Here is a 12,785-nt window from a genome sequence, read left to right as displayed (position 1 = left end):
GCCTCGCCGGCCCCCTGGCCTTCCATACCTCCGCCCACCGGTCCGGGCGCCCGTGGCTCTTGCCGAGGCCCGCGCAAATTCACTTGCACATAGGTAACATTCCTCCCGCGAATGGTGTAGCGTCTCCCAAAACTCCTTGAGGGGGGGGACCGATGACAGAGACGGTGGCGGAGGCCTGCGCGGCCTTCCTGCGCCATTGCCGCGTGGCCAAGGGCCTGTCGGCCAACACGCTACGGGCCTACGCCCAGGACCTGGAGGAATACCGGGCCTACGCGGGGCCCGACCGGCCATTGGCGGCTTGCGACCGCGAGCATCTGCGCGGTTATCTGGAACATCTGCAAGACCGGCGCGGCCTCAAGCCGGCCAGCGCCAAGCGCCGTATCGCCTGCCTGAAGGCCATGTACCGCTGGTTGGAGTTGGAGGACGAGATTCCGGCCAGCCCTTTCCACCGCCTGGACCTTCAGGTCCGCCTGCCCCGCCGGCTGCCGCGCGGGCTGACGCGTGGCGAGATGGCGGCCCTGTTCCGGACGCTGCGTCTGCCCCTTCCTCCTCCCGGCCGGCCGGCCCGCCTTTCGCCCGGCGGATTCGAACGCCTGACCGCCTGGCTGGCCGTGGAGATGCTCTACGCGACCGGAATGCGGGTGGGGGAATTGACGGCACTGCATCTGAGCGACATCGACCTGGAGGACGGCACCATCCGGATCATCGGCAAGGGCAACCGCGAGCGCCGGGCATTTCTGGTGGAGGAACCCACCCGGCGCCTGCTGCGGGCCTATGTGGCCGCACGCCCGGCCACGGGCCCCTTGGGCGAGCGCCTGTTCCTCACCTCCGGCGGCGCCACCGCCACGCCGCAGACGGTGCGCATCCTGCTGCGCCGCGCGGCCGAGGACGCCGGCCTTACCCGCCGCATCACGCCCCACATGCTCCGCCACACCGCGGCCACCCACCTGATCGAGGCGGGAGTGGACATCCGCTTCGTCCAGAAACTCCTGGGCCACGCCAACCTGGCCACCACCGAAATCTACACCCACGTCAGCGACACCAGCCTCCGCGAGGTGATGGAGGGGGCCGTGAGGAGGAGAGGGGGGAGTGATAACTAAGAATTATCGAAGATGGATATTTTGCTGCTTACCCTTACTGATGACCCTTTCGACCCACCAGGCGCAGGGCGATTCGGGGGCTCACATGCCTTCTTTTTCGACCTATCTCGACAATTCGTGCGTCGTGGCCATGACCTGACCATTGTCACTCGGTTGAATAGCTCGTGTAAGCCGCGGATACAGGAGCTAGGCCCCCTTTGCCGTCTATATCGGCTGGAAGTGGGCAGCCCGACGGAAATGGACCACCATTCAATGGGAAGTTTGCGGGACGAACTTGCCGATGCGCTTGCCGGTCTGCTTTCAGGGAAGACCTTCGATATCGTTCAAACCAGCAACTGGCTGTCTGGTGCCGTTGGCATCGGACTGGTCCCCGTTATTGCTCGACGCCATGTCCACCACTTGCTTTCACTGGGGCGGACCCGCATCGAGCTGGGAGAGGAAGCCTCTTGTTTCGATGGCGTCAGGGATGTTTGGGAGCGGCGTGTTTTCAACGAGGCCGACACCCTCATATGCGTGAGCCGTAACGAGAAAGATGCGTTAGAGAGGCTGTATCCTGATGTCAGACCACAATCAGTTTCAATCATCCCCTATGGAATCGACTCCCAGATATTTAGCCGTCGCCCGGAAAGTGCCGACGATTTCATACGTCGGACGACTGGTCGATTCCCGTAAGGGCTTGGCTGTTTTCATTGATGCGGTGGAGCTTTTGCTATCGGTGGATCTTCCGCCATTCCGCGTGCGCATTGTCGGCGGAACGGCAGAAGAGGCGGCCGATCTTGAGAACACCTTGCTGCGTGCTACGGAAAATATACGTCATGCCATCGAAGCCGGCCGATTTGAGATATGGAGCCGGGTCGATGGTTATTCCCTGCCCGAAATCTACAGCCGCAGTACCGTCGTCTGTCTCCCCTCCTTGCGCGAACAGTTTGGAATGGTCGCCGTTGAGGCGATGATGTGCGGAACGCCCGTGGTCGCCACCAGGACGGGAGGGCTTCAGGACATCATTGCCCATGACGTGAACGGTTACTTGGTGGATCGGCTGAATGCGCCAGGACTTGCTGCCGCCCTGGCGCAGTTTGTCAGAAACGACCGTTTGGGCCGCTGGATGGGAAACAACGCCGCGCTGTGGAGTCGGGATCGTTTTTCACTCGATGCGGTGGCGGAACGCTATCTCGGGCTTTACGGGGAACTTCTGGCGCCGTCGAACAGCGATCCCTCGCTTCCCGGGGCAACCTTATCCATCAATGATAACCTGATAGAGGCTCGCCGGCCTTTGGTGGAGAGGTTGTTGGGAGGGCGGATCGACAGCTGGAAAGATGTCTCGTCCAGTCCGACGCCCAGCTTCCTTATCTCATCGCAGAAAGGCGAATTCTTCCTCAAGATTCATCAAGAGCGCCCTCCCTCCTTGACCTGTCTGGTGCCCAGCCCGCTTGAGATGGATGCCCCCCCCATCGCCCCGGAGCGGGTGAAGATGGCTTGCCTTCTGACGGCAGTGCCGGTTGCCCCACGTGTTGTCGCGGCGGACGAGGAAGCAGGTTTGCTGGTCCAGGAGAAACTGCTGGAAGATCATGAAGCCGAGCCGGCTGTAGCTGAGGAACTCATGATGGCCGCTTCCCGGCAGTTCCAGACTCTGTTCGTGGTGAAGGATGATGGGGCAACGGCTTATCTGTCCGCCCTGGACGGCATGTCGGTGGCCAGCGATATGCAGGAAGCCGTGCAGCAGTTCGACCGGGCAGCCGCACAGTTAAGTGCTCAATGCTTAAAAGGGGGGCGGCTGCGCTTGCGCAAATGCCATCCGCAGGTGGAATTATTCCGCCTTGAGGAAACGTTGAAGCGAGATGCGTGGTCGTTTCCGCCCGAGTTCGCCCTGCGCGCGAAGGGGCTTGTGCGCTTTCTTGCCCATTGTCGGCCATTGTCGCGTGTCTTGCCGCGTCTCCAGCACGGCAGCATGAAACGCGAACATCTTATGCGTCGTCTTGATGGCAGTCCGGCTGTTTGCGATCTTGATCATGCCGGTTTCTATGCGGGGCCGCACGATCTTGCGCATTGGTTCCACGACCAGCATGCCCACCAGTCATCCCCATCCCCCTATGCCATGCTTTGCCGCTTGGCCGAATTGGCGAAAAGCGATGAGGACCTGTTCCTGGGCGCTCTGTGGATGGCGATTTTTCCCTTGTTCAACGCTCAATGGCGGTTTGCCCGCGGGGATTGGCGTATCCGGTCATGGGATATGCAACTGCTCGCCAGCTACCAAGAGGCTTTCTGCAAAGTCGTCATTCGGTGATGAGGAAACGGTGACGCCCATAGATCGGGACACGATATTTCAGATTGACGGGGGATAAGACGGTGGCCTGACCATCTTCCAGGTTTTGCGCCAGCAGAAGCAACCCGTCACGGCATGCGGGATTCATCAGCGCCAATGCAGCCCCATAAGTGTCTGGATTCGCCAGAGTGCGTGACGCAAGATTGATCAATGGCAGAAGCTCGCGCCCATGACGGGCAATCCTGTCCGCTTCCCAATTGGTCGCATCCAGGCAGGTCAGTGTCTGGATGTCATGCGCGACCGCCTTGGCGTCATCACCCAGTATCTCCCAGGTGGTGGCGAGATTGGCATATACCCGCCAGAGACGGCGGCCGACATTATGCCGCAAAGCAATGGCTTCCGCTTCGCCCAAGCATTGCAGTGCCGCTTCGGCATTGCCCTCCATCAGCCAGGCAACGGAAAGGTTGAGATCACACCGCAGCGCGGTGTTTTCCATCTCGTGTCGGCGGGCGATCAGAAGACTTTCCTCTGCCTGCCGGCGGCCTTCGGCTAAACGCCCGTCAAACAGGTTGATAAAGGATAGGCTGGCAAGGGCATGAGCCTGGCGCGACAGCAGGCCGTGGACCCTGGCAGAGCGGAGCTGCCGTTCCCAGTGATAGCGTACGACGGTCCAGTCTGATCGCAGATAAATGGCTCCCAGGTTCGAGCGGACCTTGTTCAGCAGTGACCAGGCGGCTTTCGGCCGATGACTGATTGCCTGGCCAAGGGCGTTCAAGGAATCCTCCGTGCGCCCGTTCTGTCGAAGGCAGATCGCCAATCGGATCAGATTTTCAGCACGCTCAATATTTCGCATCAGCCCCTGTTCGTTGAAAATCCGCTCGGCCTCTTCATGGTGAGCCAAGGCCTTGGCGACGTCATTTTGCTCGAACAGCATTCGCCCCTGCATGGCCGTGAGAGCGGCAATGCATCCATGGTCTTGCAGCCGTTCGGCGACCATTCTCGCTTCGCTGAGGATGGCATCGCTCAATCGTCCACTTCCCGACGAGACGCTTCCCAGGCTTTGAAGATTATCCAGCAGGATTGCCAGCGCCTCACGGTCGCGTGCCTGCCAATTGTCGAAGTCGCGGCGAGCCGGAGCTGCGACCTGAATCGCGAGATCAATCCAGCTGTCATCCCCCTCATTCTGGCTCGCCCATGCCGGATCGAGTGTCAGTAATGCAATGTAGTTGGCGCGCAATGCATCCGCAGGACGCCCCCGTTCGCTGCCAGCCTTGGCAGCCGTTCGGGCGAAGGTGAAGGCCTTTTCCGCCTGGCCTGCCTGATAAGCAAGCGACGACAGCAGCAAAGCGTCGGCGTCAGCTTCCAGCTCGGCCAGCAATCCACTGGCCAGTCTTTGATGCTTGTGCGGAGCCAATCCGCTCAGCAGGGCCGCGCGCACCAGATCATGGTCGAATTCGATCAACTCAGCGCAGCCAGGCACCGGAAGGACGATGCTCCAACGAGCGCATTCATCCAAAGCGTCCAGTGCGTCTTCGCTGTCCGGCATGAGGGCGACGGCGGCGGTCTCCCGGAATGGAAACTGACGACCATAACAGGCGCCTGCCTCAACCATCTTTTGCAGCCATGAGGGTTGGTTCTTAAAGAACACCTGCAGTCTTTTCTGCGTGGTGGTTTTCAACCCGTCATGACCAAGCAGCGCGTTTAACTTGTCCGGCCGTAAAAGAACCGGGGTCTGCCCGGTTCCGACATATCCCAAAAGCCCCAACAGCTTCAGATAAAGAACCGCTTCTCGAAGATTGAACGGCGATGTTCCCACTTGCTGGATAATGCTTTCAGTCTGCGCCTCCGACAGAGTGGGCACCGTGCTGCGCAGAAGCTGCCGGGCTTCATCGTCTTGAAGGGGGCGCAAATGCAGCAGCGCATCCTCGGCCAGCGCCGAGATTTTCTGAAGCCGCTGCAGCCAGTCGCGAGCAAGATCGTGGGTGCCGCTGTCAGAGAACGGACGCGATGTCAGCAAAAGGAAGATGTTGCCCATTCCGGTCGAGCGGAGTTGGCGCAGCGTGTCCGCCAGCAGGGACAAAACAGAGGGAGGAACCTTGTGAAGGTCTTCGAAAATGAATACCAGGCCCCGTGCCGCTCCGGCCTCGGCGAGAAGGGCCGCCAATAATTGAGCCCGAATAGCCGGATTGTAATTATCGGCCCGTAACCTGCCGGAATCACACAGATCATCGGCAACGAGCCGGCGTAGCTGCGGCGACAGATCCAAGCATTCCAGCCAGCGGAGCAGGGCTGGTTTCAGCCCCGGCTCGAAAGAGTTGCGTGCAAACGGAAACAAGGTGGTGAAGCTAGCCGTTATCAGTGCCGTATCCGACTCGATGGCTTCCCCATCAAGCATCAACGTCCTGATACCCCATGACTGGATATCCCGCCTAAGGCATCCGATCAGAAACGATTTGCCTAAACCGCCGGGGGAAAGCAATATGCGAAGGGCGCTTCCACCAGTGTTGCGCCAAGTATTCAATGCGGATTGGATCTGCTTGTAGGCGGTCTTCTGACCACCGACCATCATCGGCTGAAGGCCGATTTCAGAGACCTGGAAGGAATTGATGACCGACAGCCGTAACGGGCTCGGGAAACCTTCCTGGTCGATGTTGAAATCACAGCCGTCCCAGTGTCCGGCCAGGCCAGGCCAAATGGCGAAAACCCAGCGCCGGCGTGTGCCCGGAGACAGGAGAATTGGCTGTGACTGCGTGTCATTTATGCCGAATATCGAGGCCGCGTCCTCATCGATCAGCCTCATGGATAATTTGGCATAGAACGGCGCCACGTCTTCACCGATGGCGACATCAATGATGGCAAAAACTGGCCGATCAGGCCGTACCATGCATTTGGCGCTGCTCGGAAGCGCATCGGTTGGAGAAAGCGAGAAGGTTACCTTGCCGATGATCTGATCATCGACTGTCCTATCTGGAACCTGTGGATTTCCAATCTCGTTGTTTAACAGTTTAATAAGGCGTACGCCATTAATCAAGCTGAACTGAATATTAAGCGGTGCGCAAAACGCGCCAATCCACAAAGGTAAATTTTCTGAAAAATCACTATTAGTGACGAAAATGATCTTCGTTACTTTGTTGGCGAAGGCGTCTATAAGATGAGATCCAATATCACCTTTGCCAACATTTTCGGTCGATCTTTTCTTTACCTCGAGAAATACTCTTACGCTCACAGAAAGGTCTTCGCCAAGTCCGATCGCCAGCACATGATGGGACTCTGCATCCCGGCCGCCATCATGGCTAAGCGACGTTTGCTCGGTCGAAATCTGGTATTGGCCGTATAATTGACGGATCGTATCAACGACCAGCGTCTCAAAACGGTCCCACCGCATATCCAGTAGGTCCTGAGGACTGTAAATGTGACCTTCCATCTTCGATAATTCTTAGTTATCTTTCATACATACCCTAAACTCCATCGCATGGTATATTATATGTGTCATCAGCAATCAACGGCTGATTACGAATCGCCTCGCCTACCCCCTCGCCTGCGGTGTCGTGCGTCTTTGCGCTAAAGGGAGGTAGCCCTTGGCGCGTTTGGGCAGGGGGGTGGCGAGGTGGCCGGCGTAGATCTGTTTGGTGGCCTCGATCATCACTACCCCACCGAACGCCGGGAACCAGCGCTGACCCAGGGTTTCCCATGCGCGGGCCGTACTCAGAACCGTGCGCGAGCGCAAGGGCGGGACGAACAATGCCGGGTAGGACTGGGCCGGGGTGAACAGGCAATCGCGCAAGGCGCGGGAAAGCTGGCCCGATGAATAGGGCCGGCCGTGGCCGAATGGGCTGCGCTCGAAACGGGCCCAGAGCCCGCGCCGGTTGGGCACCACCACCAATAGCCGGCCTCCGCCGGCCAGCACCCGCCAGATCTCGCGCATCATGGGACGCAGAGGTTCGGCGCATTCCAGGCCGTGGACGAGCAATACCCGGTCCATGGACAGGTCGGGAAACGGCAGGTCGGCTTCGTCCACAAGGGTCGTCAGGTTGCGCCCCTCCGTCGGCCAGGGCAGCACGCCCTGCTGGGCCGGCATGGCCGCCAGCAGCCGCGCCGCCTCGTTGCGGAAGGGGTTGAGGAAGGGCGTGGCGAAGCCCAGGCCCAGGACGTTCATCCCTTTGACGTCGGGCCATATCTGGCGCACTTGGTTGGCGATGACCCGCCCCGCCACCCGCCCCAGGCTGGTGGCGTAGAAGTCCCGCAAGTCGACCGCGTCGGTCCACATGGTCCCGCCCTTACCCGCGCCCCCGGTAGCCCGGCACGCCCTGGTCGGGCAGCCACAGCCCGGCGGGCGGCGGCCCCGACTGCCAGAACACGTCGATGGGAATCCCGCCGCGCGGATACCAGTAGCCGCCGATGCGCAGCCACAGCGGCCCCGCGGCCACACGGACCTTCTTGGCGATGGCGAGGGTGCAGTCCTCGTGAAAGCCGCCGTGGTTGCGGAAGCTTCCCAGGTAGAGCTTCAGCGACTTGCTTTCCACCAGCTTCCCGGCCGGTACGTAGTCCAGCACCAGATGGGCGAAATCCGGTTGTCCGGTCACGGGACAGAGCGAGGTGAACTCAGGCGCCGTGAAGCGCACCAGATAGGTTTCGCCGGGATGGGGATTGGGCACGCATTCCAGCACCGCCGCCTCGGGCGAGGCCGGCAGGTCGATCCTGGCGCCCAGTTGGGCAAGGCGCGGAGCCGATGTTTCACTCATGCCCCCAGAATGCCGCCGCCGCAGAAGAATTCCCAGGGAAAACATGCCCCCCGCGACCGACCGAATCGAACGAGGCTCGCACCTGCACACGAAATCAATATGTTGTATGCGTATACAACATTTTCACACGATATATACATGCAGCCAAGACGTCACGCAAAGAACCCGACCGGTTGGTTTTTTTGGAGGCGAAACCACATGGCGGGTCCGGACGACGCCGGACACGGGGAAGGCGCTCAGGCCTCGGTTTTTTCCAGGACGTCCCGCAGGATGTGGGCCATCCGCGCCAAGCCGTCCTCGTCGATGACGAAGGGCGGGGCGAGAATGCCGGTATCGCCGGTGAACTTGACGTGCAGGCCGGCGTCGAACAGGGCCTTCATGGCCCCGACGCCCCGCCCAGGCGCCAGATCGAAGGCGGCCATCATCCCTTGGCCCCGCAATCCCTTGACCGCCGGCAGGTCCCGCAGCCCGAAAACCGCGTCCAGAAAGATCGGGGACAGACGGACGGCGCGGGCGAACAGGCCTTCATTTTCATAGATTCCCAACGTCGCCAAGGCGGCGGCGGCGGCCACCGGGTGGCCGGAAGCCGTATGGCCGTGGAAGAACTCGATGGCGCCCGCCGGTGCGGAATCGACAATAGCGTCGTGGATGCCCTCCCGCACTGCCACGGCGCCCATGGGCATGCAGCCGTTGGTCAGCGCCTTGGCCATCGTCACGATGTCGGGGACGACGCCGAATTCCTGGGCGGCGAAGGCGGAACCGGTTCGGCCGAAGCCGGTGATGACCTCGTCGAAGATCAGCAGGATGCCGTGTTCGTCGCAAAGGCTCCGCAGGCGTTCCAGGTAGCCCCGGGGCGCCACCAGGGCGCCGGTGGAACCGGCGATGGGCTCGACGATGCAGGCGGCGATGGTTTCCGCGCCATGGTGGTCGATGAAGCGCTTGAGGTCGTCGGCGAGGTCGCCCCCTTCCTCCGGTTGGCCGCGGCAAAAGGCGTTGGCGGGCAGGCCGGTGTGGCGCATGTGCAGAACACCGGGAATCTCGATGCCGAAGGCGCGCCGGTTGTTGACCAGACCGCCCAGGGTGGTACCGGCCAGGGTGGCGCCGTGAAAGGCCCGCTCGCGCGCCACCACCTTGAGCCGCCGCCCTTCGCCCCGCGCCCGGTGGTAGGCGAGTGCGATCTTCAGCGCCGTGTCCACCGCGTCCGAGCCCGAGGAGGTGAAGAACAGCCGGTTCAGATCGCCGGGCGTGAGCGCGGCCAGGCGGCGGGCCAGTTCGAAGGCGGGCGGCGCGCCGATCTGGTAATGGGAGATGTAGTCGATCTCCAGCACCTGGTCGTGGATGGCCTGGGCGATCTCGCGGCGGGCGTGGCCGGCCGGAACGCAGAACAGGCCCGAACAGCCGTCGAGCACCCGGCGGCCCGCGTGGTCGGTGTACCAGACGCCATCCGCCTTGACGAACAGGCGCGGCGCGGCCTTGAAGTCGCGGTTGGCCGTGTAGGGCATCCAGTGTTCGGCAAGGCTGTTGCTGCTCATGTCTTTTCCGTAGGGCCTTGAACGAAGGCCCGTCAAGGCCAATCATGGGACAGGAGGTTCCCCATGTTGATCGGCGTCCCCAAGGAGATCAAGGTCCACGAGTACCGGGTCGGCCTGCTGCCGGCCAGCGCGCGCGAGGCGGTGGCGGCAGGCCACCGGGTGATCGTCGAAGCCGGCGCCGCCGGCGGCATCGGCCACCCGGACGCCGAATACCTGGCCATCGGGGCGGAGGTGGTCGACACGGCCGAGGAGGTTTTCGCCCGCGCCGATCTTATCGTCAAGGTCAAGGAGCCCCAGCCCCACGAGCGGCGCCGCCTGAGGGAAGGGCAAGTCCTCTTCGCCTACCTGCATCTCGCCCCCGATCCGGCCCAGACCAGCGACCTGATGGCCGGCGGCGCCGTCTGCATCGCTTACGAGACCGTGACATCGTCCAAAGGCGGCCTGCCGCTGCTGGCCCCCATGTCCGAGGTGGCGGGACGCATGGCGCTCCAGGCCGGCGCCCGTTGCCTGGAAAAGGAACAGGGTGGGCGAGGCATCCTTCCCGGCGGCGTACCCGGCGTGGCCCCGGCCAAGGTGTCCATCCTGGGTGGCGGCGTGGTGGGCGCCAACGCCGCCCTGATCGCCGTCGGCATGGGCGCCGACGTCACGGTGCTGGATCGCGACACCGACCGGCTCCGCCATCTGGCGGAACGCTTCGAGGGCCGGCTCAAGTGCGTGCATTCCAACGTCGAGACGGTGGAATCCTACGTCGTCGACGCCGATCTGGTCATCGGCGCCGTGCTGGTGCCGGGGGCCGAGGCGCCGAAGCTGATCCCGCGCGCCCTGATGGGGCGCATGAAGCCGGGATCGGCCTTCGTCGACGTCAGCATCGACCAGGGCGGCTGCGCCGAGACCTCGCGCCCCACCACCCACGCCGATCCGACCTACCTGGAAGAAGGCGTGGTGCACTACTGCGTGACCAACATGCCGGGCGCGGTGCCCCACACCTCGTCCTACGCGCTCAACAACGCCACCCTGCCCTTCGTTCTCGCCTTGGCGGGCAAGGGCTGGCGGCGGGCGCTGAAGGAAGACCGGCACCTGGCGGCCGGACTCAACGTGGCGCGGGGAAAGCTAACCTGTCGCCCGGTAGCCGAAGGGCTGGGGCTGATGGGCGACTATGTCGAGGCGACGGAGATGCTGATGCCGTAGCGGACTACGGCACCATGCCCATCATGTAGTTCATCGGCGAGGAGAACATATGGGTGGTCCGCCCCAGGTCCCAGGACATGCGGGCCATGTTGGCGGTGATGTTGCTGGTGTTCGCCGCCATCACGGTGACGTCCTGGGTCATGCGCTTTATCGAGGCGTCCATGCGGCCCATCTTCTCGTCGATGTGGATCATCGAGACATTCATGCCGTTGATGTCCGCGGCCATCTGCTTCTGGACGTCGGTCATGATCTGCACGTTGTTGCCCATTTGCAGCATCACCTCGGTCATGGTGACCACGCGCTGGGCCATGCCGTACATCACCCAGGTGAAGACGCTCATCACCAGGACGATGCCGCCGATGCCAAAGACCACATAGCGGCTGTTGTTGACTCTTCTGTACATTCGCGACTCCCCGCCTCTCCGGCCGCGCCCGTTCCCGTAGGCGATGCGCATTCCCTTTTATATCCCGGATTTCTAATATAAAGACAACCCCATCTCCCGTCCAGGGTAATCGGGTTCGCCCTGCCCCGGCGAAGCTCGCCCTTGAAATGGCGATACGAAATAGGAGATGACTGGAAGGGGACTTTTCCCCTTCCAGTCCGCGAGGCGAACCATGGCCAACACCACCAAGATCGTCTTCATCGGCGCCGGCAGCATGTCCTTCGGGCTCAGCATGTTCCGCGACCTGTTCCTGTGCAGGGACCTGGCCGGCAGCACGTTGACCCTGGTCGACAGCAATCCGGAAGCCCTGGATCGCATGACCCGGCTGGCGGAGATCATGAACGCTCGCTCCGGCACCGGGATGAAGATCGAAAAGACCGCCGACCGCCGCGCCGCCCTGGACGGGGCCGGGTTCGTGATGAGTTCGGTGGCCATCGACCGCAACCGGCTGTGGAAGCAGGACTTCGCCATCCCCAAGAAGCACGGCATCCGCCATACCCTGGGCGAGAACGGCGGGCCGGGCGGACTGTTCTTCACCCTGCGCACCCTGCCTTTGGTCTTCGACTTCGCCCGCGACATCGAGGAACTCTGCCCCGACGCCCAGTTCATCAACTTCTCCAACCCGGAAAGCCGCATCGTTCTGGCCCTCAACAAATACACCAAGGTCAAGACCATCGGGCTCTGCCACGGCATCTTCATGTCCACCGGCGACATCGCCTACGTGCTGGGGCGCGACTTCTTCAGCCTGGACGTCTGGGCGGCCGGGCTGAACCATTTCCAGTGGGTGCTGCAACTGCGCGACAAGGCGACCGGCGAGGATCTCTATCCCCTGCTGCGCGAGAAGGAGAAATCCCACGATCCCAAGCACATGCCTCTGTCGCGCCGACTGCTCAAGGCCTTCGGCCACTGGCCGACCTGCAGCGACGACCACATGGGCGAGTACGTGGCCTTCGGCTGGGAGGGGGGCGAGCACGGCTACGACTTCACCTGGGACGAAGGCAACCGCGCCAGCCTGAAGAAGGCCCTCGATGGCGTGCTGGACCGCGACGAGCCCCTGCCGGGCGACTGGCTGACCTCGTCGGGAGAACGGGGCGTCCACGTGATCGAGGGTATCCTCAACAACCGGCACCGGGTCGTCGAATCGGCCATCGTCTACAACCAGGGCGCCATCCCCAACCTGCCCGCCGACTTGGCCGTCGAGGTGCCGGTCGTGGTCGACGCGGGCGGTGTTCATCCGGTCTCCCTTGGCCCTTTGCCCGATCCCATCGCCAAGCTGCTCCTGCAGCAGGCCAGCGTACAGCAATTGGCCGTCGAGGCCGCCGTGCATGCCGACAAGGACTTGGCGCTCCAGGCCTTGCTGGTCGATCCCGTCATCAATTCCACCACCGCCGCCGCCGCCCTGCTGGACGAACTCTGGGAGATCAACAAGCCCTATATCCGCAAGTGCGTCTGACCGTCTTCCTGTTTATTAGCAATTGGTAATTTAACGGTGGTCGGGGGCGGAGGGTTCTGGTAAAA

At 62.2% G+C, this 12,785-nt stretch carries 10 protein-coding genes; 5 read left to right on the top strand and 5 right to left on the bottom strand.

Going from position 1 to position 12,785, the window contains the following annotated elements; all coding sequences use genetic code 11:
* Nucleotides 1-152: 152 nt before the first annotated feature.
* Genes H7841_03510 through H7841_03500 form a run of 3 tightly spaced genes read left to right on the top strand, consistent with a single transcriptional unit; the run spans nucleotide 153 to nucleotide 3,384 of the window.
* Nucleotides 153-1,100: a tyrosine-type recombinase/integrase gene (locus tag H7841_03510; GenBank protein ID MEO5335951.1), complete on the top strand. Its 948-nt coding sequence runs from the start codon at nucleotides 153-155 to the stop codon at nucleotides 1,098-1,100.
* A gap of 12 nt (nucleotides 1,101-1,112) precedes the next feature.
* Nucleotides 1,113-1,772, top strand: a complete 660-nt coding sequence (locus H7841_03505) for a glycosyltransferase (GenBank protein MEO5335950.1) — start codon at nucleotides 1,113-1,115, stop codon at nucleotides 1,770-1,772.
* A 4-nt stretch (nucleotides 1,773-1,776) separates the two neighbouring features.
* Nucleotides 1,777-3,384: a glycosyltransferase family 4 protein gene (locus H7841_03500; GenBank protein ID MEO5335949.1), complete on the top strand. Its 1,608-nt coding sequence runs from the start codon at nucleotides 1,777-1,779 to the stop codon at nucleotides 3,382-3,384.
* Here the strand turns inward: H7841_03500 and H7841_03495 are convergent.
* The 4 genes from H7841_03495 to H7841_03480 all read right to left on the bottom strand — a co-directional run bounded on the left by H7841_03495 (nucleotide 3,374) and on the right by H7841_03480 (nucleotide 9,637).
* The gene (locus H7841_03495) at nucleotides 3,374-6,787 is read right to left on the bottom strand and encodes a restriction endonuclease (protein ID MEO5335948.1); all 3,414 of its coding nucleotides are present in this window, start codon (nucleotides 6,785-6,787) and stop codon (nucleotides 3,374-3,376) included. The genes H7841_03500 and H7841_03495 overlap by 11 nt on opposite strands.
* A gap of 102 nt (nucleotides 6,788-6,889) precedes the next feature.
* The gene (locus H7841_03490) at nucleotides 6,890-7,630 is read right to left on the bottom strand and encodes a class I SAM-dependent methyltransferase (protein ID MEO5335947.1); all 741 of its coding nucleotides are present in this window, start codon (nucleotides 7,628-7,630) and stop codon (nucleotides 6,890-6,892) included.
* A 10-nt stretch (nucleotides 7,631-7,640) separates the two neighbouring features.
* Nucleotides 7,641-8,105, bottom strand: coding sequence for a preQ(1) synthase (queF, locus tag H7841_03485; GenBank protein ID MEO5335946.1), 465 nt, complete (start codon nucleotides 8,103-8,105; stop codon nucleotides 7,641-7,643).
* Between the two features lie 236 nt (nucleotides 8,106-8,341).
* A complete protein-coding gene (locus H7841_03480; GenBank protein MEO5335945.1) occupies nucleotides 8,342-9,637 on the bottom strand; it encodes an aminotransferase class III-fold pyridoxal phosphate-dependent enzyme in 1,296 nt (431 codons plus the stop codon).
* Nucleotides 9,638-9,700: 63 nt separating this feature from the next.
* Here H7841_03480 and ald point away from each other — a divergent pair, with 63 nt between their 5' ends.
* The gene (ald, locus tag H7841_03475) at nucleotides 9,701-10,825 is read left to right on the top strand and encodes an alanine dehydrogenase (GenBank protein MEO5335944.1); all 1,125 of its coding nucleotides are present in this window, start codon (nucleotides 9,701-9,703) and stop codon (nucleotides 10,823-10,825) included.
* A 4-nt stretch (nucleotides 10,826-10,829) separates the two neighbouring features.
* Here the strand turns inward: ald and H7841_03470 are convergent, their stop codons facing one another.
* Complete coding sequence (locus tag H7841_03470) at nucleotides 10,830-11,228, bottom strand: hypothetical protein (GenBank protein MEO5335943.1); 399 nt, start codon at nucleotides 11,226-11,228, stop codon at nucleotides 10,830-10,832.
* 211 nt (nucleotides 11,229-11,439) lie between these two features.
* Here H7841_03470 and H7841_03465 point away from each other — a divergent pair, with 211 nt between their 5' ends.
* Nucleotides 11,440-12,720, top strand: a complete 1,281-nt coding sequence (locus tag H7841_03465) for an alpha-glucosidase/alpha-galactosidase (protein MEO5335942.1) — start codon at nucleotides 11,440-11,442, stop codon at nucleotides 12,718-12,720.
* The last annotated feature ends 65 nt before the right edge of the window (nucleotides 12,721-12,785 follow it).

Source organism: Magnetospirillum sp. WYHS-4 (assembly GCA_039908345.1).
Classification (GTDB): Bacteria; Pseudomonadota; Alphaproteobacteria; order Rhodospirillales; family GLO-3; genus JAMOBD01.
The sequence above is the reverse complement of the archived record's forward strand: the minus strand, read 5'-3'. Positions and strand labels throughout refer to the sequence as shown.